Source organism: Actinoplanes flavus (assembly GCF_017592555.1).
In the GTDB taxonomy this organism is placed as follows: Bacteria; Actinomycetota; Actinomycetes; order Mycobacteriales; family Micromonosporaceae; genus Actinoplanes; species Actinoplanes flavus.
Genome location: NZ_JAGFNS010000041.1, coordinates 1 through 23,928, shown reverse-complemented (window position 1 = coordinate 23,928; position 23,928 = coordinate 1). Strand labels below are relative to the sequence as shown.

The window sequence follows — 23,928 nt, the reverse complement described above, 5'->3', positions numbered from 1 at the left end:
GCTTGTGATGAAAGAAGCGACAGCGATGCGACGTACGGTTCCGTTCCTGGGTGCGATCCTCGGCTTCACCCTCACCGTCACCGGATGCGCGGCGAGCCCGGCGCAGGTCGGTGGCGTCGCGGCCCCGGTCGGCGCGGCGGGGCCCACCACGACGTCGGAGCCGAACACCCCGATCACGGCCGCGTCGCCGATTCTCGGGCCGGACGGGCTGGGCACTCTCGAGCTGGGGATGACCCGCGCCGAGGCCCTCGCGACGGGTCAGATCGTCAAGCAGTCCGCCGCCGTGGTCGCGGAGTGGCGGGAGGTGAACGAGAACTGCGTTCCCGAGTTCCGTCTACAGGGCTCCCCGTCGGAGAGTGGCTGGGTCTGGTACCAGGAGAGCGATGGCCTCGCCGTCATCCCCGGCCCGACGGGCGTCGCCACGCCGGAGGGCATCAGGGTCGGAAGCACGCTCGACGAGGTCCGCCGCGCCTACCCGAAGGCCGTGGACGAGCAGTTCCTGGCGGACACCGGCCGGGTGATGGCCCAGGCGCCCGGAAACCGCCAGGTCGCCTACCGGATCCAGATCGACGGTGACAGCCGGAAGGTCAACTCGCTGGCGCTCCAGCTGACCGTTCAGGAGTGCTTCGAGTAGGTCTCGTGGCAGCTCAGCCCGGCGGGCGCGGCAGAGGCGCGACCCGGCAGAGGCTCGCGGTGAACTCCGAGAGCCTTTCCCGACGCGTACGAGAAATGGGTCTTCAGTTGCCGAAGAACCACTTGCTGAAGAAGCCCTTGCGAGCCGGATTGTTATGGACCGTGGGGGTTTCGTCCAGAGTGGGGGTGGCCGGCGGGATCGGGCGCGGACGCGGCGGCGGCACGTTGTTGACCGCGGCCGGACGGTAGACGGCCGGTGGCGGCTGCGGGACGCTCGGGTCCAGGTGCAGGTTGTTGAGCAGGTCGCGCAGCTGCTCCGCGGTGGGCCGGGCGGACGGGTCGTTGTCCATGCCGAAGCGGAGCACGTTGGTGAGCGCCCGCGGCACCCCGGGCAGGTCGGGGATCGGCTGGTGGAACAGGTCCATCAGGGTGAGGATGCTGGGGCTGCGGTTGGACTCCCAGCGCGGTGGCCGGCCACTCATCACCGCGTAGAGGGTGGCGCAGAGCGCGTAGACGTCGGCGGCGCCGGAGGGGTTGTCGTGCCGGAACATCTCCGGCGGGGCGTAGGCCGGGGTGAGCACCTCGAGGGTGACCGCCGAGTCGCGCATCTCGCCGAGCACGGCCAGGCCGAAGTCGGCGAGCACGGCCGCGTTGAACTCCGAGTAGAGGATGTTGGCCGGTTTCACGTCGCGGTGCAGGACGCCGTTGGCGTGCGAGTGCACCAGCGCGTCGGCGATCTTGATGCCGACGTCGCGGGCCTCGGCGGCGTTGAGCGGGGAGACGCGCATCCGGTCGAGGTACGACCCGTCGCAGAGCTCCATGATCAGGTAAGGATGCTGGTCGACCGTGACCCCGACGTCGAAGAGGTCGACCACGTGCGGGTGCGACGACATCCGGCCGGCCGCACGCGCCTCCCGCAGGAAGCGGGCCTGGTCACGGGCGCTGTCGAGGGTCCGGTTCTCCACCTTGATGGCGACCTCGCGGCCGACGGAGTCCTGGGTGGCGCGGTACACAGTGGCATAACCGCCACGGGCCATGACCGACAAGCCGGACATGCCGGGCACGTATGGCACCGGCAGGGCACCGGGCGGAGTCTCCGTCACGGAATAGAAAATACGCCAGCCGCCGCGGAGATCATCCGGGCACGTCAGACGCGTAGGCGACAGTTTCCTCGACGACGGTCGAAGCGAGCGTTTCGCGTAGTTCCTCAGCGGGCGCCCGCTCGCTCGCCTGCTCGGTCGAGTATGCCAATCGGACCGCCTCGTCGGCCGCCGCCCGCGCCTCCTCGCACCGGTCCGCGGCGGCCAGCACCCGGGCCCGGACCATCGAGGCGATCACGCCACTGCGGACGTCCTCGGCGGGCGCCGCGGCGGCCCGCTCGATCCAGGTCAGCGCGGTGTCCACCCGGCCGTCGGCGAGCAGGGCCGAGGCGTACGAGGCGAGCGCGTGCCGCCGGGAGAACAGCAGCGACGGCGCCGACGTGTCACTGGCGATCGGCGCCAGCAGCCCGATCGCGGTCGCCGCGTCCCCGGCCCGCTTCCGTGCCTCGGCCAGCAGCACCCGCGGCCCGACCTGGGCCGGCGCGAGCGGGTTGTGCGGCTCGACGGCCACCATCACCCGGCGCGCGTCGGCCTCGGCGGTCTCCAGGTCGCCGCGTTGCAGGGCGACGAACCCGCGCAGTGTCCCGGCCATGCCGAGCAGCAGCGGGTGCCCGGTCTTGTCGGCGTAGCCCAGAGCGTCGGTGAGCAGGTCGTTGGCGTGCTCCGGCTCGTTCAGCCCGCGGGCGACGGCGCCGCGCACCACGAGCGCCAGCCCGCAGCCCCAGTCGTCGGAGACCTCGAGAAACTCCCGGTACGCCCGGCGCGCCTGCCCGTCGGCCGCACCGAGATCGCCGAGTTCGGCGGCCGCGTACGCCTCGACCACGCGCAGGGTGCCGACCGCCCAGCCCTCGCCGACCCGGCCGCCGAACGGCAGGAACAGCCGGGCCAGCCGCCGCGCCTCCTGCAACCGGCCGGCCAGCAGCCGGGCGAACGCCGTGGTGCCGCGCAACCAGGCCCGCCCGACCGGGTCGCCGAGCTCGGCGAAGAGCCGCGCGGCCCGGCCCAGCACCGCGTCGGTGCCGGCGAAGTCGCCCCGGGTGGTGGTCACCCAGGCCAGGCTCTGCAACGCCCAGGCCTGCCCGTGCCGGTCCCCGGCCGCGAGCGTGACCTGGTACGCCGCCGCGAACCGGCTGCTCGCCTGGCTGAGCCGGCCGTTCAGGAAGTCCGCCATGCCGAGCCGGCGCATCGCGTTGGCCCGCTCCGGCAGCAACTGCGCCTCGGTGGCCACGTCGAGGGCCTCCTGCCAGGCGGCGATGGCCCGGGCGGTGTCACCGAGGGCCTCGTACGCCCGGCCGACCACGATCATCGCCTCGGCCCGGCAGACCGGCTCCCCGGCCGCGCTCACCGCGATCTTCTCGCCCTGGGCGAGCGCCTCCTCGGCCCGGTTCAGCCGCAGCAGCGCGCGGGCCTGCACCAGCTGGTCGGGCAGCGGCAGGTCGCCCTTGGCCAGGGCGGTGGCGCGTTCGCCGTACTCCAGGGCGGCGGCCGGCTCGATGTCGGCCAGCGCGCGCCGGGCCATCCGGCCGAGCGCCGCGACACCCAGCGGGGCCACCTCCCGGGCGGCCGCGTCGGGGCGCAGCCGGACCGCGTCGGCCAGCTCGACGGCATGCTCGGCGTGGGTGGCGATGAACGCGTCCCGCTCGCCGTCGGACAGGTTGAGCCGGACCGCGCCGTCGTGGCCGGGCCGGTGCACACTCTCCGGCGCCGCCCACGTCGCCAGGTACGCGTGCCGCTCGGCCAGGTCGCCCTTGCCGATCCCGGCGTACGCCGCCTCGCGCATCAGCGGGGTGGTGAACCGGTAGCCACCCCGCGACCGGTGCAGCATGCGGCGTTGCAGCAGCTCGTCGACGGCCCGCTCCAGCTCGGCGCCGTCGGTGGCCGCACGCCGCTCCTGGAGCGCCTCCAGGACCCCGCTCGGCACGGTGGTCCCGGCGACCGAGGCGTCGCGCAGCACCAGCCGGGGCTCGACGGCGAGCGCGTCGATACGGGCGGCCAGGACGGCGGCCAGGTCCCGGGAGAGCAGCCGGCTGCCGAGCGAGCCGGCGGCCAGCTCCCACCGGCCGGCCGCGTTGGCGCCGATCGCCGGGGTGAGCGCGCCCCGCTCCATCAGCAGGGTGACCATCTCGGCCAGGTAGAACGGATTGCCCTGGGCGGTGGCGAGCAACCGGTCGCCGTCCGCCGGGGACAGCTTGCCACCGCCCAGATAGGACGTGAGCAGCCGGGACGCGTCGGCGCCGCGCAGCGGGGGCAGGGCGTGCACCTCGGCGTCGGCGAGCCGGGTCATGGCGCCCGCGGCACGGACCAGCTCGGGCCGGCCGAGCAGCAGCGCCACCACCGGGCCGTCCAGCCGGTTGAGGGTGAGGCCGATCGCGTCGAGCGTGGTGGCGGTGGCGTCGTGCAGGTCGTCGACGATCACCACCAGCGGCTCCTCGGCGGCGAGCGCGTTGAGCAGGGCGCTGACCGCCACCGAGATCGCCTCGGCGTCGATCCCCCGGGTGGCCGGGCGGTCGGCGGGGGTGGTCGGGCCGACCGGGCGGTCCGGGGCCTCGCCGTGACCCAGCAGCACGAGCAGCCGGTCGACGTCGAGGGTCACGTTGAGCCGGCCGGCGAGTTTGCGGAGGCGCTCCTCCACGACCGTACGGGTGACCGAGGTGGCCACGTCCTTGGGCAGGCCGGCCGCCTTGCGCACCAGGTCGGCCAGCGGCGCGTAGCGGCGGCGCTCGCCGAACGCCCGGCAGCGGACCCGCAGCACCCGGGCGCCGTGCCCGGGGTATCCGGAGGCCAGGCGCTTGACCTCGCCGGCGAACCGGGACTTGCCGATGCCCGCCTCGGCGGTCATCACCAGGATCCTCGGGGTGCCGGTGTCGATCGCCTCGGCCAGCCGGCCGGAGACCCGGCCCAGCTCGGCCTCGCGGCCCACGAACGGCGCCTCGTCACCCAGCCCGGAGCGGGTGCCGGGGGCGTCGTGCAGGCCGAGCAGCTCGTACGTCGGGACCGGCTCCCGCTTGCCCTTGAGCCGCAGCGGCCGCAACTGCCGCCAGGAGGCGACGTGCCGGGTGCCGCCGCTGGTCCGCTCACCGGCGTAGACCCCGCCGATGGTGGCGGCGTCGGCGAGCCGGGCCGCGGTGTTCACCGTGTCGCCGATCACCGTGTATTCGATGCCGGCCTGCATGCCGGCGACCACCTCGCCGGTGTTGAGCCCGATCCGCAGGCCGAGCGGGGCGCCGCCGCCGCGCTCGTCGTCGAGCACCCGGCGGACCGCGCGCTGCATGCTGAGCGCGGCCCGGACGGCCCGTTCGGCGTCGTCCTCATGGGCCACCGGGGCGCCGAAGACCGCCATGATGCCGTCGCCGGTGAGCTTGTCGACGTGGCCGCCGAACGTCTTCACGGCGCCGGCCAGGGCGGCCAGCACCCGGTCGGTGACCGCGCCGACGCGTTCCGGATCGAGGTCCTCGGAGAACGAGGTGAAGTCGGAGAGATCGCCGAAGAGCACCGTGACGATGCGCCGCTCGGCCGCCGGGAGCTGCGCGGCCACCGGGAGCGCGGCGCCGCAGTGATGGCAGAAACGGGCGCCGGGGACGGGGACGGTTCCGCACACCGGGCAGGTCACGGCGTCATCCGTTTCCGGCGCAGATAGTCGAGCTGCGCGGCGGCCGACCACTCGGCCGCGAAGCGCACGCCGGGGTCGATGTCCGGGTACACCAGGTCGACCACGGCCGCGGGCGTCTCCGCCCCGGCGGCCATCGCGGCCGCCACCTGCGCCAGGCGCTCCCGGCGGTGGTCCAGATAGAAACGGGCACGCTCGGCGGTGTCGGCGCGGGCCGGTCCGTGGCCGGGCAGCATCAAGACCTCGGGGTACGCGCTGAGCAGTTCCAGACTGTCCAGGTATGCCCCGAGGTCACCGTCGGGGTGGGCGACCACCGTGGTGCCCCGCCCGAGGATGGTGTCGCCGGTGAACATCGCGCGGTCGTCCCCACACTCGACGAGAAAGGACACCGAATCACTCGTGTGCCCCGGAGTGTCGACGACGCTTATTTCGAGTCCGTTCCCGCCGAGGGACTCGAAGGGGTCCAACGGGTCACCGTTGCGGCAGTACGCCGGGTCGGCGGCCAGCACCGCGGTGCCGCCGAGCAGTTCGGACAACCGGTCCGCGCCCTCGACGTGATCGTGATGACCGTGTGTGATCAGAATGAACTGGAACGGCCCGAACTCGGCGATCCGCCGCAGGTGCCCCTCGTCGAGCGGGCCGGGGTCGACCACGGCCGCGACATCGGCGCCGGGCGCCCGCAGGATCCACGTGTTGGTGCCGTCCAGCGTCATCGGCCCCGGGTTGGGCGCCCGCAGCAACGTCACCCAACCCGGTAGCCGGTCGACCTCGGCCGACTCGGGAGCAGCACCCCGCATGACCCGAATCGTACGTCGGCCCGGCGACGATGACCGAGACACGATGTCCGATCCGGTCACCTTCGGTGAGCAAATGCGGCCGAATCACCGCAAGATCAGGCCACTTCGGCGATGACCTCGACCTCGACGGGCGCACCGAGCGGCAGTTCGGCCACGCCGACGGCGGCGCGGGCGTGCCGGCCCTGCTCACCCAGGACCGCGGCGAACAGGTCGGAGGCACCGTTGATCACGGCCGGCTGGGCGGTGAAGCCGGGCGCCGACGCGACGAACCCGCCCACCTTGACGATCTTGACGATCCGGCCCAGGCCGACCAGCGCGTCGATGGCGGCGAGCGCGTTGAGGGCGCAGATCCGGGCCAGGGCGGTCGCCTCCTCGACGGTGACCTCGGCGCCGACCTTGCCGGCCTGGGGCAGCTTGCCGTCCACGAACGGCAGTTGCCCGGAGACGTAGACGTGACTGCCGGACTGCACGGCGGGCACGTACGACGCCACCGGCGCGGCCACCGACGGCAGCGTCAGACCGAGTTCGGCGAGGCGGGCGTACGCGTCGACCGCGCCGTCCCCCGCGACGGGCGCCGGGCTGCTCACGACTTGGGCCGCTTCAGGTAGGCGACCAGCTGCTCCGGGTTCGGCCCCGGAACGACCTGGACGAGCTCCCAGCCGTCCTCGCCCCAGTTGTCGAGGATCTGCTTGGTCGCGTGGACCAGCAGGGGCACGGTCACGTACTCCCACTTCTGCATGGCTTGCGCTCTCCCTTACGTCGGATACGCGCACAGCTTAGGACGCGGACGACCAGCCGGTTGGCTAGGCTGAGCGGGACTGTGTCACGGATTGAACACATGCCATCACCAAGAGCGATGAGCGGAGGATGACATGACGCAGGACCCCTGGAGCGGGCCGGGCGGGCACCCGGAACCACCTCCCACCCCCGAGCCGGAACCACCGATGCCGATCCCGCCGGAGGAGCCGATCCCGGTGCCGGAGCCGCCGCACACGGCCGGCACCGACACCGCCGAGCACCCGACGGTGTCGGTGTGGCAGCAGCCGCCCCCGTCCGGTCCGTGGCACGCCCAGCACGAGAAGCCCGGCGAGTGGCAGCACCAGCCGCCTGCCTACCTGGCGTACGAGCACTCACCCCCCGCCGAGATCCAGCCCCCGCCCGAGCCGATCTGGGTCGGCCCGCCGACCGCCCATCTGCCCCCGGTGACCGACCCGCGGCGGCGCCCGACGGTGTTCCTCTCGATCGCCTTCGTGGCCACCCTGGCGCTCTGCGGCGGCGGCGCGGTCTCCGCGTACTACCTGCTCCGGGACGCCGACAACCCCGGCGCGCCGGATCCCGCCACCGCGGTCGACCGGTTCCTCACCGCGGTCTACACCCAGCAGGACGCGGCCGCCGCACAGGACCTGGTCTGCCGCAAATCGCGGGACGAGGCGAAACTCGCCACCCGGATCAGGCAGATCAGCTCGTACGCGGCCGGCTACCCGGGCCCGGTGTTCCGCTGGGACGAGCCGGCCGTCGCGGACCGGGACGACAAACGGGCGCTGGTGGACGTACAGGTCGAGATGTCGACCGAGGATGAGCGGGCGGCCGCCCAGGATCTCCGCTTCACTGTGATCCGCAAGTCCGGCTGGCTGGTGTGCGAGGTGTCCGGCTGACAGGTGGCCGTACCGTTGGGTGCATGGGTGAACACCGCAACTGGCCGGAGCGGCTGCACGTGGTGACCGGCAAGGGCGGCACCGGCAAGAGCACGGTGGCCGCCGCGCTGGCGCTGGGTCTGGCCGCCGGCGGCCGCCGCACCCTGCTCGTCGAGGTGGAGGGCCGGCAGGGCATCGCCCAGCTGTTCGGGCTGGACCCCCTGCCGTACTCGGAACGCCGGGTCGCGACCACTTCCGGCGGCGGCGAGGTGCGGGCGCTGGCGGTGGACGCCGAGGAGGCCCTCCTCGAGTACCTGGACATGTTCTACAAGCTCGGCGCGGCCGGGCGGGCGCTGCGCAAGGTCGGCGCCATCGACTTCGCCACCACCATCGCCCCCGGGCTGCGGGACGTGCTGCTCACCGGGAAGGTGAAGGAGGCCACCACCCGGTCGCAGGACGGCCGCCGGTTCTACGACGCGGTGGTCCTGGACGCGCCGCCCACCGGCCGGGTGGGCCGGTTCCTCAACGTCACCGAGGAGACCGCCCGGCTGGTCAAGGTCGGTCCGATCAAGACCCAAAGCGAAAGTGTGGCGTCGCTGCTGCGCTCGCCGATGACCGCCGTGCACGTGGTCACGCTGCTGGAGGAGATGCCGGTCCAGGAGACGCTGGACGCCATCGCCGAACTGTCCGCCCTGCACATCCCGATCGGCCGGGTGGTGGTGAACGGGGCGCGGCAGGCGCTGCTGGCCGAGGGGAAGGTCACCAAGGCCGAGATCAAGCGGGGGCTGACCGCGGCCGGGCTGCCCGCGTCGCCGGCGATGGTGAGTCAGCTCACCGCCGAGGCGCAGGCCCACCTCACCCGGCGGGAGCTGGAGGAGTCGCTGCGGATGGAGTTGACCGAGCTGAACCGGCCGATGGTCGAGCTGCCGCTGCTGCCGGACGGGGTCGACCGCCCGGCTCTCGACGAACTGGCCGCACTCCTCATGCGAGCTTGATCGAGAAGAACGTCCGATCAAGACGAACTACCCTGAAATGGTGGCTGATTTGAGCGCTCCACGGCTCGACGTCGACGGTCTCCTGGCCGATCCGGCCATCCGCATCGTGGTCTGCTGCGGAGCCGGCGGTGTGGGGAAGACCACCACGGCCGCCGCGCTCGGTCTGCGCGCGGCCGAGACGCACGGGCGCCGCACGGTGGTGCTCACCATCGACCCGGCCCGCCGGCTCGCCCAGTCGATGGGCCTGACCGAGCTGGACAACACCCCTCGCCAGGTCAAGGGCATCGACGTCGAGCGCAGCGGCGGTGAGCTGCACGCCATGATGCTGGACATGAAGCGCACCTTCGACGAGGTGGTCGAGCAGCACACCTCGCCGAAACGCGCCGCCGAGATCTTCGCGAACCCGTTCTACCAGGCCATGAGCTCGACCTTCGCCGGCACGCAGGAGTACATGGCGATGGAGAAGCTGGGCCAGCTGCGCGCCGGTGAGGAGTGGGACCTGATCGTGGTGGACACGCCGCCGTCCCGGTCCGCCCTGGACTTCCTGGACGCGCCGGCCCGGCTGTCCCGCTTCCTCGACGGCCGGATGCTGCGGCTGCTGCTGGCCCCGGCACGATCCGGCGGCCGGAGCATGTTCAGCCTGGTCACCGCCTCGTTCGGGCTGTTCTCCCGGGCCGTGCAGAAGATCCTCGGCGCCCAGCTGCTCACCGACCTGTCCGGTTTCGTGGCGGCGCTGGACTCGATGTTCGGCGGGTTCCGGCAGCGGGCCGACCAGACGTACCAGATCCTGCAGGACCCGCAGACCGCGTTCCTGCTGGTCGCGGCCCCGGAGCGGGACGCGATCCGGGAGGCCGCCTACTTCGCCGAGCGGCTGGTCGCCGAGCGGATGCCGCTCAGCGGGCTGGTGCTCAACCGGATGCACACCACCGAGCCGGGCGGGCTGACCGCCGAGGCGAGCGAGGCCGCCGCCGAACGGCTGGCGGACACCGGCGACAATCCGGTCACCGCGGACGTGCTGCGGATCCACGCCGCGCTGCTGCGGCAGGCGGAGCGGGAGGCCGCGGTGGCGGCCGAGTTCACCGGATCCTTCCCGTCGGTGCCGACCGGCTCGGTCGCGGCGCAGCCCGCCGACGTCCACGACGTCGACGGGCTGCGAACGATCGGAGCTCTACTCGCACTCTCCTGATCAGCGGGTGGAGACGAGCACCTTGTCGGCGCCCTTCTCCCGCAGTGCGGCCTCGAACATCTTCCGCCAGCTCGCCACATGCGGGTGCCGGCGGAGCAGAGCCCGCCGCTCCCGTTCCGTCATGCCTCCCCAGACGCCGAACTCGATGCGGTTGTCCAGGGCGTCGGCGAGGCACTCGTAGCGGACCGGGCAGCTGCGGCAAATCCTTTTCGCCACGTTCTGCTCGGCGCCCTGCACGAACAACGCGTCAGGGTCGCCACTCTGACACGCCGCCATGCTGGGCCAGTCGCTGATCATCCCCACGGTAAACGTCCCCCCTTGCTGTCACCCCCTGACGCCGGCGGCTCCCTGTTCCCCCATGCCGGTCCGGCGTCCGTGTCTCGCCGCACCATCATGCTCTGTAGTTGGGTGATTACGCAACGTTGTCCCTCAAATACGTATAGGCCGGTAGTTCCGGGCATCTCGGCTGAGTTACCAGGGTCGAACGGGGGTATCTTTGGTGCAGATGTGGGAAATCGCTCCGCCGACAGGGGGGACAGGCCACACTCGTATCGGGCGAGGGTGGCTCTCTCGGGGGGCACGCGCGTGCGTTGTTCGCGTACCCTGCTCGCGTGTCCTCCTGGTTTCGCAGACGCGATCACAACATCTTCACGAACGCGACCTCGCTTCTGATATGCGGCCTGCTGGCCGGCGTGGTCGTGGCGGCGGCGGCGTTCCCGGCCGCCGCGATGACCGGCCTAGCGGCCAAGGCGGGCGGTCAGACGTTCGCGAATCTGCCTAGTGAGCTCAAAGAGTTCAGCTCACCGCAGATCACCCGGGTGTACGCGTCCGACGGCAAGACCCAGATCGCCGTGTTCTACGACGAGTTCCGCAGCGACGTGCCGCTGAAGGACATCTCGAAGCACATGCAGGCCGCGATCCTGGCCGCCGAGGACCGCAAGTTCTACGAGCACAACGGCGTCGACCTCAAGGGCATCGCCCGCGCGTTCGTGAGCAACAACCAGGGCGGCTCGCAGCAGGGCGCCTCCACGCTCACCATGCAGTACGTGCGGATGTCGCTGGCCTACTCGGCCACCAAGCCGCAGGAGGTGATCGACGCGACGGAGGACAGCCCGAAGCGCAAGGTCACCGAGATGAAGTACGCGCTCCAGATCGAGAAGCAGCTCACCAAGGACCAGATCCTGGAGCGCTACCTCAACATCGCGCCCTTCGGCAACCAGGCCTACGGGGTCTACGCCGCCAGCCAGGTCTACTTCAACAAGAAGCCCAAGGACCTGACCGTCGCCGAGTCCGGCATGCTCGCCGGCATGGTGAAGGCGCCGAGCGCGTTCAACCCCACCACGCCGAGCGGCAACGAGCAGATCACCGCGCGCCGCGACAACTACATCGTCCCGGCCATGGTCGAGATGGGCGCCATCACCCAGGCGCAGGCCGACGAGTCGAAGAAGGCCAAGGTCCCCACCAAGGTCCGCCAGGTGGGCAGCGGCTGCGTCTCGGTGGCGAAGAACCACTGGGGCTTCTTCTGCGACTACTTCCACCGCTGGTGGCTGAGCCAGGAGGCGTTCGGCGCCACCACGTACGACCGGGACCGCCGCCTCAAGAGCGGTGGCTACCGGATCGTCACCACGATGGACCTCAAGGGTGAGGCCGGCGCCCGCCGGGAGATCGCCAAGCGGCAGTCCGACAAGAGCGAGAACGCGCTGCTGCTGGCCGGCATCGAGCCGGGCACCGGCAAGGTGCGCCTGCTGGCGACCAACCGCAAGTACAAGCTCGACGACCCGGACAACCCGCAGAACGAGATGTCCTCGGATCCGAAGAAGCGGTCCAAGGGCATCCGGGGCACCCACCCGTACACGACGAACCCGCTGCTCAGCGGTGGTGGCGACATCACCGGTTACCAGGCCGGCTCGGTGTTCAAGATCTTCCCGATCATCGCGGCGCTGGAGGCGGGCTACCCCCTCGGCTACACGATCAAGGCGGAGAAGGTCTACCACTCCGGATATCCGGTCGGCTCCGGCCCGGCCTCGTGCGGCGGCTACTACTGCCCGAAGAACGCGGGCGGCGGCGGTGAGGGCGTCTACACGATGTGGTCCGCCTTCGCGAAGTCGATCAACACCTACTTCATCCCGCTCCAGGAGCGGGTGGGCGCCGACAAGGTGGTCGCGGTCGCCAAGCGGTTCGGCGTGCAGTTCCGGGTTCCGGACCCGGACGCGAAGTACGCCAACGACCCCGAGTCGGCCCGCCAGTGGGGCGCCTTCTCCCTCGGCGTCTCGGCCTCGACCCCGCTCGACATGGCCAACGCGTACGCGACGCTCGCCGGTGACGGCAAGTACTGCCAGCCGACCCCGGTCGAGCAGATCACCACGCAGGACGGCGAGAAGATCGACGTCGGCAAGCCGCACTGCATCCAGGCCACCCCGAAGGACGTGGCCCGGGCCGCCCTGGACGCGGCACGCTGCCCGGTCGGTGACTCGGCCCAGCTCGGCGCCTGCAACGGCGCCACCGCCGGTCCCACCAAGGGCATCGTGGGGCACCCGGTCTTCGGCAAGTCCGGCACCACCGACGCGTCCAAGACCGCCTCACTGATCGTCGGCACCACGAAGATCGTCGTCGCGGGCTACATGGCCAACCCGGACTATCCGGACCACAAGGACCAGATGGACCACGACATCATCAACCCGGCCGTCCAGTACACCGTCAAGGAGTACATGGAGGGCAAGGAGAAGGTGCAGTTCAAGAAGCCGGGCAGCACCAAGATCGCGTTCGGTGAGCAGCGCTCGATCCCGGACGTGACCTGCGACTCGGTCTCGTCGGCCCGCAACCGCCTGGAGGACGCCGGCTTCCACGTCTCGACCGGCGCCGAGGTCGACTCGGACTGCCCGAAGGGCACCGTCGCGGGCACCAACCCGTCCGGCCGGACCATCAAGAACGGCGCGGTGGTCATGGAGATCAGTAACGGGAAGAAGGAGAAGGAACCGCAGGTTCCCGGCCAGAACCCCAGCACACCACCGAGGCGTAACTAGCGCGGAACAGAGAACGGGCGGGAGAGTCACTCTCCCGCCCGTTCTGCTTGCCGCTCAGACCAGCTGACGCCGCACCTCGGCCGCCACCCGGCCGCCCTCCGCGCGCCCCGCCACGGCCGCCTGAACCGCCTTCATGGCCTGGCCCATCTGCGCCTTGCCGGTGAAACCGCCCTCGGCCAGCACCCGGGTCACCAGATCGGCGATCTCCGCGTCGGTGAGCTGCTTCGGCAGATAGCGGTCCAGCACCTCGCCCTCGGCCGTCTCCTTGGCCGCCTGGTCGGTCCGGCCGGCGTCGGCGAAGGCGGTGGCCGCCTCCCGGCGCTTCTTCGCCTCCTTGGTCAGCACCGCCAGCACCTCGGCGTCGGTGAGCTCGCGGGCCTCCTTCCCGGCGACCTCGGCGGTCCGGACCGCGGCCAGAGCCATCCGCAGCGTCGACGTGATCAGGTCGTCCCGGGACTTCATGGCGGCGTGCAGGTCATCGTTCAGGCGGTCTTTCAACGTTCCCATGGACGGAGAAACTACCCTTGCGGGCATGCGTAAGCGCTCCCTTATTTCGGCCGCCGCCACTCTCACCGCGCTGGGCGGCGCGACGCTCGCCTATGCCGCACTCGTCGAGCGGAACATGTTCACGCTCCGGCGCTTCGACGTACCGGTGCTGGAGCCCGACGCCGAGCCGCTGCGCATCCTGCACCTGAGCGACCTGCACATGATGCCCGGCCAGCGGCGCAAGCAGGAGTGGGTGGCCGCGCTGGCCGGCGCCGACCCGGACCTGGTGGTGGTCACCGGCGACAACATGGCCGACCCGGACGCGATCCCCGGCGTGCTGCGCGCCCTCGACCCGCTGCTCGGCCTGCCCGGCGCGTTCGTCTTCGGCTCCAACGACTACCGCGGCCCGGTCTGGAAGAACCCGCTCCAGTACCTGCTGCCCGACCGGGAGTACGTGCAGGGCGTCGACCTGCCCGCCGAGGACCTGCGCGCCTGCTTCGTGGACGCCGGCTGGGCCGACCTCAACAACGCCCGCACCGTCGTGAAGGCCGGCGGCCGCTCCATCGAGATGGCCGGCGTCGACGATCCGCACATCGAGCGCGACGACTACCCCTCGGTGGCCGGCCCGATCAGCAACGGCGCCGACCTGCACCTCGGCGTCACCCACACCCCGGCCAAGCGGGTGCTGGACGGGATGGCCGCCGACGGGTTCGCCCTCCTGCTGGCCGGTCACACGCACGGCGGCCAGGTCTGCGTGCCCGGCTACGGGGCGCTCACCACCAACTGCGACCTGCCCACCTCGATGGCCAAGGGCCTGCACCGCTGGCCGGGGTCGGACGCCTTCCTGCACGTCTCGGCCGGACTGGGCACCCACCCCACCGCACCGATCCGGTTCGCCTGCCGTCCGGAGGCCTCGCTGCTCACCCTGATCCCGCGCTGACCTGCGGTTTCCCGTTTCGGGGATACCGGTTGTGGAACCCCGGACGGCCTCCGCTAGTATTTATCTCGCAGCGACGGGGTGTGGCGCAGCTTGGTAGCGCGCTTCGTTCGGGACGAAGAGGCCGTGGGTTCAAATCCCGCCACCCCGACCAGAGTTGCAACAGGTAAGGGCCGGTCTCCGGAAACGGAGAGCCGGCCCTGATCCGTTCTGGGGGCGGTTCGCTGACGCCGGGCCCTCACCGAAGAGCCCGGCCGGTGACGCTCAGAGGGCCAGCTGCGGTCCGACCGTGCGCAGAGCCATCTGCTGGGGGACGGCGTAGGGCCCGATCATCGACTCCACCACCGGGGCGATCGACGGGCGATCGGAGAGCTGCATGAGCCGGGTGGCGCGGGCGAGCGAGCCGGTCTCGCCGTCGCGGAAGCCCTCCCGGTAACCGCGCTCGTAGCGCTCGCCACGGCCCAGCGCGCGGCCGAGGGCGAAACACGAGGATCCGGCGAGGGCGAGCAGGAAGAGCATCGCGAAGGGTGTCACAGAACTATCCTTCCGGGCGCGAGCCAGTAATCAGGCGAAAGCTACACCAAACAGACATACGTTGCGTAGGATCGGTGATCGAATACGCCAACGGGTGACCACGAGGGGCGGCGTCCACCCGCCATGACCGGCCTGACAAGCTGGGACCTTGTGACAGACTCCATCGACCTCGCCCGCCAGGTCCGCAGCGTGAGCCGCCTCACCGGCGAATTCACCCTCCGCTCCGGCCGGACCGCCACCGAATACTTCGACAAGTACCAGTTCGAGGCCGACCCGGTCCTGCTCGACCAGCTCGCCGAACGCCTCGCCGTACTCATTCCCGAAGGCACCGAGGTGCTCGCCGGCCTGGAAATGGGCGGCATCGCGGTGGTCACCGCCCTCGCCCGGCACGCGAAGCTGCCCACCGCCTTCGTCCGCAAGCAGGCCAAGCAGTACGGCACCGCCCGCCTCGCCGAGGGTGCCGAAGTGGCCGGCCGCCGCGTCCTGATCGTCGAGGACGTGGTCACCTCCGGCGGCCAGGTCGTCCTCTCCACCAACGACCTGCGCAAGCTCGGCGCACACGTCGACCACGCGCTCTGCGTGATCGACCGCCAGGAGGGCGGCACCCAGGCTCTGGCCGCCGAGGGCATCACCCTCCGAGCCCTGCTGACCAGGGCAGACCTGGACGCCGCCGCCTGATCGTCGCCATGCTCGCGGGCCCACCCAGGGCCCGCGACAGGGCAAACCCCCCTTTTCCGGTACGGGCACAGCCGCCGACAACCGCAGCAACCCGGTCCCGAAGCTCCCCGCGCTCCCCTGCCAGGTCAAGCCTGTGCCGCGCCCGCCGGGCTGAGGTCGCCGCTCCCGCAGGCCCACCCAGGCGCCCCGCACCCACCTGCCGCCGCCTCCACCCCGCTTTCGCTTTCGCGATCTTGAAGCTTGACGGACGCCGTCGGCGCCAGCGAAAGCCCGACACGACAAACAGGGGGCGTGCCCGGCGATCTACGCCCGGCGGGGGCGGCACAGGCGTGACCCGGCAGGGGGTCGCGGCTTTGTGCGTACAGGGAAAGGGTCTAAGGGGTTTGGGTTTCGGCCTGGACCCAGGCGATGTAGGCCGGGTTGGCCGTGAGGATCGGCAGGGCCAGAACGCAGGGGACGTCGTAGGGATGCTCGGCGTCGGCGCGCTCGATGATCCGGTCGACCAGGTCGAGGCGGGTGTGCAGGGCCACCCGGGCCTCGGGGTCGTCCTGGATGGCGCCGTCCCAGCGGTACAGGGAGCGGATCGCGGTGATCTGCTGGCCGCACGCGGCCAGGCGGTCCTCGATCAGGCGGCGGGTGAAGGCGGCCAGCCACTCCGGATCGGCCGCCGTGATGATCACCTCGCAGATACCGGTCACGCGGGGGCGCCCTTGGCGATCTCGGCGGCGATCAGCTCGGCGATCTGGACGGTGTTGAGGGCGGCGCCTTTGCGCATGTTGTCGCCGGTGACGAAGAACGACAGGGCGCGAGGATCGTCCATCGCCCGGCGGATGCGGCCCACCCAGGACGGGTCGGTGCCGACCGCGTCGATCGGCATCGGGAACTCGCCGGCCTCCGGGTCGTCGACCAGGATGACGCCGGGGGCGTTGCGCAGGACCTGGCGGGCGCCGTCCGCGGTCACCTCGGCGGCGAAGACGGCGTGCACGGCGATCGAGTGGCCGGTGACGACCGGGACCCGGACGCACGTGGCGGAGACCTTGAGCGCCGGCAGGCTGAGGATCTTGCGGGACTCGTTGCGGAGTTTCAGCTCCTCGGAGGACCAGCCCAGGTCGGCCGGCTCACCGGACCAGGGCACCACGTTGAGCGCCAGCGGGGCCGGGAACGGGCCCAGATCGTCGCCGACGGCCTGCCGCACGTTGCCGGGGCGGCCGCCGAGGAGACGGTCCCCGGCCACCTTGGTGAGCTGGTCGTGGAGGGTGTCCACACCGGCCTGACCGGCACCGGAGGCCGCCTGGTAGGAGGCCAGGACGAGTTCGCGGAGACCGTACTCGTCGTGCAGCGGCGACACCGCGATGATCATCGCGGCCACCGTGCAGTTGGCGCTGGACACGATGCCGACCGGGCGGTCGTGGACCGCCTCGCGGTTGACCTCGGGCACCACGAGCGGAACGTCCGGCCGCATCCGGAAGGCGGACGAGTTGTCCACCACGGTCACGCCCCGGGAGACCGCGATCGGCGCCCAGTGCCCGGACACCGCGTCGGGGACGTCGAACATCGCCACGTCGACGCCGTCGAACGCCTCGGCGGTCAGCTCGTGGACGTCGAGCTGCTCGCCGCGGCAGGTCAGCGTCTTGCCGGCGGACCGCGCCGACGCGATGAGCCGGATCTCGCCCCAGACGTTGCGCCGGGACGAGAGCAGCTCGAGCATGACGGACCCGACGGAGCCGGTGGCTCCGACGACGGCGAGCGTGGGCTGCGCCATCGCCCGGGTTACCGGCCGGTACCGCCGTAGACGACGGCTTCCTCGTTACCACCGAGCTCGAACGCGGCGTGCACGGCGCGCACCGCGGTGTCGAGGTCGGTGTCCCGGCAGACGACCGAGACCCGGATCTCCGAGGTGGAGATCATCTCGATGTTGACACCGGCGGCGCCGATGGTGGCGAAGAACTCGGCGGCGACACCCGGGTGCGAGCGCATGCCGGCGCCGACCAGCGAGACCTTGCCGATGTGGTCGTCGAAGAGCAGGCCCTTGAACTTGACCTGGTCCTTGATCTTGTCGAGCGCGTTCATCGCGGTCTGGCCGTCGGCCTTCGGCAGGGTGAACGAGATGTCGGTGCGGCCGGTGCCCTCGGTCGACACGTTCTGCACGATCATGTCGATGTTGATCTCGGCCTTGGCGACCGTCTCGAAGATGCGGCCGGCGGCGCCGGGCTCGTCGGGCACGCCGACGATCGTGATCTTCGCGTCGCTGCGCTCGTGCGCGACCCCGGTGATCAGTGCGTTCTCCACGTCAGGGTCCTCCATCGAGCCGGTGACGAGCGTGCCTTCTTTGTTCGAGTACGAAGAGCGTACGTGGATCGGCACGCTGAACCGGCGCGCGTACTCCACGCATCGCAACATCAGCACCTTCGCGCCGCCCGCCGCGAGGTCGAGCATCTCCTCGTACGTGATCTTCTTGATGTGCTTGGCGTCCGGCACGATCCGCGGGTCGGCGGTGAAGACGCCGTCCACGTCGGTGTAGATCTCGCAGACGTCGGCGTGCAGCGCCGCGGCCAGCGCGACGGCCGTGGTGTCGGAGCCGCCGCGGCCGAGGGTGGTGATGTCCTTGGTGTCCTGCGAGACGCCCTGGAAACCGGCGACGATGGCGATGGCGCCCTCGTCGAGCGCGGTCCGCAGGCGGCCCGGGGTGACGTCGATGATCCGCGCCTTGCCGTGCACCGAGGTGGTCAGCACGCCGGCTTGGGAGCCGGTGTAGGACCGGGCCTCGTAGCCCAGGTTGTGGATCGCCATGGCGAGCAGCGCCATCGAGATCCGCTCGCCGGCGGTGAGCAGCATGTCCAGCTCGCGGCCGGGTGGCAGCGGGCTGACCTGGTTGGCGAGATCGAGCAGCTCGTCAGTGGTGTCGCCCATCGCCGAGACCACGACGACCACGTCGTCGCCGGCTTTCCGGGCGGCCACGATGCGCTCGGCCACCCGCTTGATGCGCTCGGCGTTCGCGACCGACGAACCACCGTACTTCTGCACCACTAGAGCCACGGCGAAACCATTCCTTCGGCTAAACGGATCGTCACCACCCTAGCCGCGCGACTCGTCCACCTCGACAGGCGATCCCAGAATCCGGCCGGGCCGGCGCGACACGCCGGGGGCGGCAGGCCGCCGTACCCGGGGGCATCGCACGGTATGGGGCGAGAATGTCGCGATGCGCCTTCCCTCCGCGTTCACCGTCGCCGTGCTGGCGTTCGGTCTGGCCGGCTGCGGCAGTGAGAGTGCCCCCGAAGCGGTTCCGGAGACCGCCGCATCGGTCGCCGACCCGGGGCCCGAGGCCCGGGATCAGCTGGCCGGACTGGCCGCGCTGGCCCTGGACCGCCGGTACGCCGCCCTGTACACGTTCGACGTCGGCGACGGCAGCCCGCGCGACGTGGTCGCCTCGGTCGCCGACGACGGCACCTGGCGGGTGGACATCCCGCTCGGCGCGCTCGGCGGCACGGCCGGCGTCACGGTGATCAAGGTGGCGACCGGCGTCTACCAGTGCGGCCTGACCACGCCGACCCAGCCGGTGAGCCCCACCTGCGTCCGGGTGGCCGAGCGCGGCGACAAGGTGCCACGCCGGTACGACCCGAAGGTGCAGCGCCTCTTCCGGCAGTGGCTGACCGTCTTCACCGACCGGAAGGCGCCGCTGGCGGTCTCCGCGGTGCGGCCGCTGGCCGGCGCGCAGGGCTCCTGCTACGCCGTCGACTCGGTGAGCGCCGCCCTGGACCCGCCGGTGGACGTCGGCATCTACTGCTACTCGGCGGACGGCCTGCTGACCGCGGCCCGGGTCGAGTACGGCGTCCTCAAGCTGGTCCGTCAGGTCGCCGGGCCGCCCACCCTCCAACTGCCCGGCCCGGAGGTGGCCGGTCAGCCGATGGGTATGAGCAGCCCGCCGCCGGTGGTCCAGCCGAGTGTCCTGGCCCCGTCCTGACCGTCGCCCTTCCCACGATCCGGGCGTTCGGATGGCCGTACGCAAACGGTTGACGTAACGTGGCTGGCGACATGTGGCAGGTGAACCTTCTCCTTCGCTGCCGCGACGAGGCCCCATCCCAGGTCGGCACCTCGTCGCGGAGGTGACGCACGCCGCCTGCTCGTCTTCTTCCTGACTGGAGCAGTCCCACATGTCCGTTTACGGCCCTCAGCAGCCCAGCCCGATGCCGTTCCAGCGCTACGAGGCGTACCAGAAACAGTTCTCCATCGCGCTGCCCGACCGCCAGTGGCCGGGCCGTGTCACCGAGAAGGCGCCGCGCTGGTGCGCGGTCGACCTGCGGGACGGCAACCAGGCCCTGATCGACCCGATGTCGCCGGAGCGCAAGCGCCGGATGTTCATGCTGCTGGTGAAGATGGGCTACAAGGAGATCGAGGTCGGTTTCCCGGCGGCCAGCCAGACCGACTTCGACTTCGTCCGCCAGCTGATCGAGCAGGACCTGATCCCGGACGACGTCACCATCCAGGTGCTGGTGCAGTGCCGGGAGCACCTGATCGACCGCACCTTCGAGTCGATCCGCGGCGCCAAGCGCGCGATCGTGCACTTCTACAACTCGACCTCGACGCTGCAGCGGCGCGTGGTGTTCGGCCTGGACCGGGACGGCATCACCGACATCGCGACGACCGGCGCGCGGCTCTGCCAGAAGTACGCGGAGATCCACACCCCGGACACCGAGATCTTCTACGAGTACTCGCCCGAGTCGTACACCGGCACCGAGCTGGACTACGCGCTGGAGATCTGCTCGGCGGTGATCGACGTGATCGACCCGACCCCGGCCCGGCCGCTGATCATCAACCTGCCGGCCACGGTGGAGATGGCCACGCCGAACGTGTACGCCGACTCGATCGAGTGGATGCACCGCAACCTGCCGCGGCGCGACAGCGTCATCCTGAGCCTGCACCCGCACAACGACCGGGGCACCGCGGTGGCGGCCGCCGAGCTGGGCCTGCTGGCCGGCGCCGACCGGATCGAGGGCTGCCTGTTCGGCAACGGCGAGCGCACCGGCAACGTCGACCTGGTCACCCTGGGGCTGAACCTGTTCTCGCAGGGCATCGACCCGCAGATCGACTTCTCGAACATCGACGAGATCAAGCGCACCGTGGAGTACTGCAACCAGCTGCCGGTGCACGAGCGTCACCCGTACGCGGGCGATCTGGTCTACACCGCCTTCTCCGGCTCGCACCAGGACGCGATCAAGAAGGGCTTCTCCGCGCTGGAGGCCGACGCCACCGACGCCGGCACCCCGATCGACGACTTCACGTGGGGCGTGCCGTACCTGCCGATCGACCCGAAGGACGTGGGCCGCACCTACGAGGCGGTCATCCGGGTCAACTCGCAGTCCGGCAAGGGTGGCGTGGCGTACATCATGAAGGAGGAGCACAAGCTGGATCTGCCGCGGCGGCTGCAGATCGAGTTCTCCGGCGTGGTGCAGCAGCACACCGATGCCGACGGCGGCGAGGTCTCCCCGCAGCAGATGTGGGACTACTTCGCCAAGGAGTACCTGGTCGAGCACCAGTCCGACCCGACGATCCGGGTGGCCGGCTACAGCACGGCGACGGTGGACGGCAAGGTCGAGATCGACGCCCAGGTGGCGCTGGGCCCCGAACGCCGGTCGCTGACCGGTGTCGGCAACGGCCCGATCGACGCGTTCGTGCAGGCCATCGCCCCGCTGGGGATCAAGGCGCGGGTGCTGGACTACAACGAGCACGCGCTGACCTCGGGCGGCGACGCGCAGGCCGCGGCGTACGTCGAGTGCGAGGTGGGTGACGTGACCGTCTGGGGCGTCGGCATCGACGCCAACATCGTGAGCGCGTCCATCAAAGCGGTGACCAGCGCGGTCAACCGCGCGAGCTGAGGTTCACTCCCCCGCGTGCGGCGATCTGCGGCACGCGGGGGTCGCCCTTACCCTGGGGTACGTGCCCCCGAGTAACGCCTTTCGATGGTTTCCCCTCACCCTGACCGCCGCCCTGCTGACCGGCTGCACGGTGGTCGACTCCTCCCCCGGCAACACCGCACCCTTCCCCGAGTCCGGGCAGGTGGGGCAGGCCGCCGATCTGCTGACCGAGCTGACCGTCGCCGAGCCCCACTCGATGAAGGGCTACAGCCGGGACAGGTTCCCGCACTGGCGCGACGCCGGTGCGAACTGCGACGTCCGGGACACCGTGCTGGAACGGGACGGCGACAAGGTCAAGCTCTCCGGCTGCAACGTCGTGGCCGGCACCTGGACCAGCCGGTACGACGGCGTGGTACTGACCTCGCCCACCAAGGTGGACATCGACCACATGGTCCCGCTCGCCAACGCCTGGCGCTCCGGCGCCGACAAATGGACCGACGACGAACGCGGCGACTTCGCCAACGATCTGGACCGCCCGCAGCTTCTCGCGGTGTCCGCCTCGTCCAACCGGTCGAAGGGCGACCAGGACCCGTCGACCTGGAAACCGGCCGAGCGGAGCAGCTGGTGCTCGTACGCTCAGGACTGGATTGAAGTGAAGTCCTACTGGAAACTCACGGTCACGGAGAAGGAGCGGACCTCTCTGACCGAGATGCTGGGGACCTGCTGACATGGCCGACGAGCAGAGCCGAACCACCGACATCGTGCCCGGCCCGGGCGGCGTGATGACCGACGAGGTCGGGGTGGTGACCGGTGACCTGACCCTGCGCACCGAGTTCGCCGACGGTCAGGTCACCGTGCGCGTGCAGTACAAGGACGCCGACGAGTGGTACACGGTCACCGGCGGCCGTGCCGCGCTCGCCGATGCCGCCTGCCTGGACGCCGTGCACACCGTCGCGGTCGGCCTGCTGCACCGTCCGGAGGGTTGACCACGGTCCACGTGGGCGTTACACAGTCGTTACCGGTTACCGCGAACCGATGTCGCGGCGAGTGCATCGCACCTATCGACCGCAACGGCCCACGGGGATGAAAGGCACCATCATGCAGCTGTTCCGCATCGGTATGACGCTTCTGGCGGGCATCGGCGTCGGGGTGCTCGCCGCGCCGGTGGCGGCGCAGGCCGCCTCGGTCGGCGTCGCGTCGACGGTCGGCACCACCGTTGAATACAAGGCCGCGTCCGGCAAGGCCAACCGGGTGGTCGTCACCACGACCGACCGGGCCGTCGTCATCGACGACAAGTACCCGATCAAGGCGGGCACGGGCTGCAAGCCGGTCCGGGGCGACAAGACCAAGGTCACCTGTGTCACCGACGTGGTGACGGCGCGGGTCCGGGTCTTCACGTACGACAAGGCGGACCGGATCACCAACCGCACCGTGCTGCGCCTGATCGCCTGGGCCGGCTCCGGCACGGACACCGTCTACGGCGGCGCCTCCGGCGACTACCTGTACGGCCAGTCCGGCAAGGACGTGCTCGCCGGTGGCGGCGGCAACGACCGGATCTCCGGCGGCACCGCGGACGACAAGCTCTACGGCGGCGTCGGCAACGACTTCGTCAGCGGCGACACCGGCCACGACTACCTCGACGGCGGCGCCGGCAACGACCACCTGATCGGGTTCAACGGCAAGGACCAGGTGTACGGCGGGGCCGGCGACGACCTCGTCGACATGCACAACACCAGGATCAGCGGCGACCGGGACAAGGTCTACGGCGGTCCGGGCCAGGACACCGTGAGCTACCGGACCTACCGCACCATGGTCGTCGTCAACCTTCACGCGACCGCCGGCAGCGGCGGAAACAACGGGCGGGAGCAGGACACCCTGGCCGCCGACTTCGAGATCGCCTACGGCGGCGAGGGCAACGACCGGCTCTACGGCTACGACGGCAACCAGAGCCTGCTGGGCTGGGACGGTGACGACCAGCTCTCCGGCGGCGCCGGCAACGACGTGCTGTCGGGGGGACCCGGTAAGGACAAGCTGTACGGCAACGGCGGCGACGACCGCCTGGACGGCCGGGACAGCGGCGACAACACCGACGCCGACCTGCTCAACGGCGGCATGGACGGCACCCCGGCCGGGGACCTCTGCTTCGCGTACACCAACGACGTGAAGCAGTACTGCGAGCGCTGATCCCACCGCCCGGTCCTATCTCGACATCAGGTAGGTCATCCTTTCGTGCCAGGTTGAGCATCCCCGGTTCGCGCTGGACGCGGACCGGGGTGGGCTTCCATCGCCAACCGCGAATCAGCTGATCTCGCGCCATCGATGGAAGTTCTCGGTACGGGGGAGTTTCAATGACCATGTCAAGCCGCGTACGGCGTGATCGGCGGTGAGGGATGGAACTCACGGCCGTCTCGCAGCAGGGCCCAGATGACGTCGATCAGGCGGCGGGCCAGGGCGATCAAGGCTTGG

Annotated in this window: 22 protein-coding genes, 1 tRNA gene and 1 pseudogene; 13 read left to right on the top strand and 11 right to left on the bottom strand. The window is 70.9% G+C overall.

Going from position 1 to position 23,928, the window contains the following annotated elements:
• The first annotated feature begins 25 nt into the window (after positions 1-25).
• Positions 26-634, top strand: a complete 609-nt coding sequence (locus J5X75_RS39235) for a hypothetical protein (RefSeq protein ID WP_208472795.1) — start codon at positions 26-28, stop codon at positions 632-634.
• A gap of 103 nt (positions 635-737) precedes the next feature.
• Here J5X75_RS39235 and J5X75_RS39230 read toward each other — a convergent pair whose 3' ends face one another.
• The 5 genes from J5X75_RS39230 to sp36 form a co-directional block, all read right to left on the bottom strand.
• Entirely contained in the window at positions 738-1,736 is a 999-nt protein-coding gene (locus J5X75_RS39230; protein ID WP_208472794.1) for a serine/threonine-protein kinase, read from the bottom strand.
• Between the two features lie 31 nt (positions 1,737-1,767).
• A complete protein-coding gene (locus tag J5X75_RS39225) occupies positions 1,768-5,343 on the bottom strand; it encodes an adenylate/guanylate cyclase domain-containing protein (protein WP_208472793.1) in 3,576 nt (1,191 codons plus the stop codon).
• Positions 5,340-6,137, bottom strand: a complete 798-nt coding sequence (locus J5X75_RS39220; RefSeq protein ID WP_208472792.1) for an MBL fold metallo-hydrolase — start codon at positions 6,135-6,137, stop codon at positions 5,340-5,342. Before J5X75_RS39220 ends, J5X75_RS39225 begins: the two co-directional genes overlap by 4 nt.
• A gap of 95 nt (positions 6,138-6,232) precedes the next feature.
• Positions 6,233-6,724, bottom strand: coding sequence for a RidA family protein (locus tag J5X75_RS39215; RefSeq protein WP_208472791.1), 492 nt, complete (start codon positions 6,722-6,724; stop codon positions 6,233-6,235).
• Positions 6,721-6,876, bottom strand: a complete 156-nt coding sequence (gene sp36 / locus J5X75_RS39210; protein ID WP_093619400.1) for a Sp36 family protein — start codon at positions 6,874-6,876, stop codon at positions 6,721-6,723. The genes J5X75_RS39215 and sp36 overlap by 4 nt, the downstream gene beginning before the upstream one ends.
• 133 nt (positions 6,877-7,009) lie before the next feature.
• Here sp36 and J5X75_RS39205 point away from each other — a divergent pair, with 133 nt between their 5' ends.
• From J5X75_RS39205 to bagB, 3 genes are read left to right on the top strand one after another with little or no spacing between them, the layout of a single operon-like run.
• Positions 7,010-7,792 (top strand): Rv0361 family membrane protein, encoded by a 783-nt coding sequence (locus J5X75_RS39205; RefSeq protein WP_208472790.1) that lies wholly within the window; start codon positions 7,010-7,012, stop codon positions 7,790-7,792.
• Between the two features lie 23 nt (positions 7,793-7,815).
• Complete coding sequence (gene bagA / locus J5X75_RS39200) at positions 7,816-8,766, top strand: ATPase BagA (RefSeq protein ID WP_208472789.1); 951 nt, start codon at positions 7,816-7,818, stop codon at positions 8,764-8,766.
• Positions 8,767-8,803: 37 nt separating this feature from the next.
• Positions 8,804-9,952 (top strand): ArsA family ATPase, encoded by a 1,149-nt coding sequence (gene bagB / locus J5X75_RS39195; protein WP_208472788.1) that lies wholly within the window; start codon positions 8,804-8,806, stop codon positions 9,950-9,952.
• On the opposite strand, the gene J5X75_RS39190 is transcribed toward bagB, so the two are convergent.
• Entirely contained in the window at positions 9,953-10,255 is a 303-nt protein-coding gene (locus J5X75_RS39190) for a WhiB family transcriptional regulator (protein WP_041832981.1), read from the bottom strand.
• Between the two features lie 308 nt (positions 10,256-10,563).
• Between J5X75_RS39190 and J5X75_RS39185 the strand changes: the two genes are divergently transcribed.
• Positions 10,564-12,975 (top strand): transglycosylase domain-containing protein, encoded by a 2,412-nt coding sequence (locus J5X75_RS39185; RefSeq protein ID WP_208472787.1) that lies wholly within the window; start codon positions 10,564-10,566, stop codon positions 12,973-12,975.
• 54 nt (positions 12,976-13,029) lie between these two features.
• Here the strand turns inward: J5X75_RS39185 and J5X75_RS39180 are convergent, their stop codons facing one another.
• Positions 13,030-13,482, bottom strand: coding sequence for a GatB/YqeY domain-containing protein (locus J5X75_RS39180; protein WP_208472786.1), 453 nt, complete (start codon positions 13,480-13,482; stop codon positions 13,030-13,032).
• A gap of 25 nt (positions 13,483-13,507) precedes the next feature.
• Here J5X75_RS39180 and J5X75_RS39175 point away from each other — a divergent pair, with 25 nt between their 5' ends.
• Positions 13,508-14,401 carry a metallophosphoesterase gene (locus tag J5X75_RS39175; RefSeq protein ID WP_208472785.1) on the top strand — a complete coding sequence of 298 codons (894 nt, stop codon included), beginning with the start codon at positions 13,508-13,510 and terminating at the stop codon, positions 14,399-14,401.
• A 74-nt stretch (positions 14,402-14,475) separates the two neighbouring features.
• Positions 14,476-14,552, top strand: a tRNA-Pro gene (locus tag J5X75_RS39170).
• A gap of 110 nt (positions 14,553-14,662) precedes the next feature.
• Here J5X75_RS39170 and J5X75_RS39165 read toward each other — a convergent pair.
• A complete protein-coding gene (locus J5X75_RS39165; protein ID WP_183224301.1) occupies positions 14,663-14,932 on the bottom strand; it encodes a hypothetical protein in 270 nt (89 codons plus the stop codon).
• Positions 14,933-15,082: 150 nt separating this feature from the next.
• On the opposite strand from J5X75_RS39165, the gene pyrE reads away from it, so the two are divergent.
• Positions 15,083-15,610 carry an orotate phosphoribosyltransferase gene (gene pyrE / locus J5X75_RS39160; RefSeq protein ID WP_208472784.1) on the top strand — a complete coding sequence of 176 codons (528 nt, stop codon included), beginning with the start codon at positions 15,083-15,085 and terminating at the stop codon, positions 15,608-15,610.
• A 374-nt stretch (positions 15,611-15,984) separates the two neighbouring features.
• On the opposite strand, the gene cutA is transcribed toward pyrE, so the two are convergent.
• The 3 genes from cutA to J5X75_RS39145 are packed head-to-tail and all read right to left on the bottom strand — an operon-like array spanning position 15,985 to position 18,646.
• Complete coding sequence (gene cutA / locus J5X75_RS39155; RefSeq protein ID WP_208472783.1) at positions 15,985-16,308, bottom strand: divalent-cation tolerance protein CutA; 324 nt, start codon at positions 16,306-16,308, stop codon at positions 15,985-15,987.
• Entirely contained in the window at positions 16,305-17,372 is a 1,068-nt protein-coding gene (locus J5X75_RS39150) for an aspartate-semialdehyde dehydrogenase (protein ID WP_208472782.1), read from the bottom strand. The genes cutA and J5X75_RS39150 overlap by 4 nt, the downstream gene beginning before the upstream one ends.
• An 8-nt stretch (positions 17,373-17,380) precedes the next feature.
• Positions 17,381-18,646: an aspartate kinase gene (locus J5X75_RS39145; RefSeq protein WP_208472781.1), complete on the bottom strand. Its 1,266-nt coding sequence runs from the start codon at positions 18,644-18,646 to the stop codon at positions 17,381-17,383.
• Between the two features lie 163 nt (positions 18,647-18,809).
• Between J5X75_RS39145 and J5X75_RS39140 the strand changes: the two genes are divergently transcribed.
• From J5X75_RS39140 to J5X75_RS39120, 5 genes and pseudogenes are all read left to right on the top strand, one after another.
• Positions 18,810-19,571, top strand: coding sequence for a hypothetical protein (locus J5X75_RS39140; RefSeq protein ID WP_208472780.1), 762 nt, complete (start codon positions 18,810-18,812; stop codon positions 19,569-19,571).
• 190 nt (positions 19,572-19,761) lie between these two features.
• Positions 19,762-21,483 carry a 2-isopropylmalate synthase gene (gene leuA / locus J5X75_RS39135; protein WP_208472779.1) on the top strand — a complete coding sequence of 574 codons (1,722 nt, stop codon included), beginning with the start codon at positions 19,762-19,764 and terminating at the stop codon, positions 21,481-21,483.
• A gap of 61 nt (positions 21,484-21,544) precedes the next feature.
• Positions 21,545-22,189, top strand: coding sequence for an HNH endonuclease family protein (locus J5X75_RS39130; protein ID WP_208472778.1), 645 nt, complete (start codon positions 21,545-21,547; stop codon positions 22,187-22,189).
• Positions 22,190-22,205: 16 nt separating this feature from the next.
• A pseudogene (locus tag J5X75_RS39125) lies at positions 22,206-22,448 on the top strand (hypothetical protein); the annotation flags it as partial.
• A 112-nt stretch (positions 22,449-22,560) separates the two neighbouring features.
• Entirely contained in the window at positions 22,561-23,646 is a 1,086-nt protein-coding gene (locus J5X75_RS39120; protein ID WP_208472776.1) for a calcium-binding protein, read from the top strand.
• Positions 23,647-23,928 lie beyond the last annotated feature (282 nt).

What these genes read in the sequence shown, in the direction of transcription:
- J5X75_RS39235 (WP_208472795.1), top strand. Translation starts at nt 26, where the DNA reads ATGCGACGTACGGTTCCGTTCCTGGGTGCGATCCTCGGCTTCACCCTC.
- J5X75_RS39220 (WP_208472792.1), bottom strand. Translation starts at nt 6,137, where the DNA reads ATGCGGGGTGCTGCTCCCGAGTCGGCCGAGGTCGACCGGCTACCGGGT.
- sp36 (WP_093619400.1), bottom strand. Translation starts at nt 6,876, where the DNA reads ATGCAGAAGTGGGAGTACGTGACCGTGCCCCTGCTGGTCCACGCGACC.
- J5X75_RS39205 (WP_208472790.1), top strand. Translation starts at nt 7,010, where the DNA reads ATGACGCAGGACCCCTGGAGCGGGCCGGGCGGGCACCCGGAACCACCT.
- bagA (WP_208472789.1), top strand. Translation starts at nt 7,816, where the DNA reads ATGGGTGAACACCGCAACTGGCCGGAGCGGCTGCACGTGGTGACCGGC.
- bagB (WP_208472788.1), top strand. Translation starts at nt 8,804, where the DNA reads ATGGTGGCTGATTTGAGCGCTCCACGGCTCGACGTCGACGGTCTCCTG.
- J5X75_RS39180 (WP_208472786.1), bottom strand. Translation starts at nt 13,482, where the DNA reads ATGGGAACGTTGAAAGACCGCCTGAACGATGACCTGCACGCCGCCATG.
- J5X75_RS39175 (WP_208472785.1), top strand. Translation starts at nt 13,508, where the DNA reads ATGCGTAAGCGCTCCCTTATTTCGGCCGCCGCCACTCTCACCGCGCTG.
- J5X75_RS39150 (WP_208472782.1), bottom strand. Translation starts at nt 17,372, where the DNA reads ATGGCGCAGCCCACGCTCGCCGTCGTCGGAGCCACCGGCTCCGTCGGG.
- J5X75_RS39140 (WP_208472780.1), top strand. Translation starts at nt 18,810, where the DNA reads ATGCGCCTTCCCTCCGCGTTCACCGTCGCCGTGCTGGCGTTCGGTCTG.
- leuA (WP_208472779.1), top strand. Translation starts at nt 19,762, where the DNA reads ATGTCCGTTTACGGCCCTCAGCAGCCCAGCCCGATGCCGTTCCAGCGC.
- J5X75_RS39120 (WP_208472776.1), top strand. Translation starts at nt 22,561, where the DNA reads ATGCAGCTGTTCCGCATCGGTATGACGCTTCTGGCGGGCATCGGCGTC.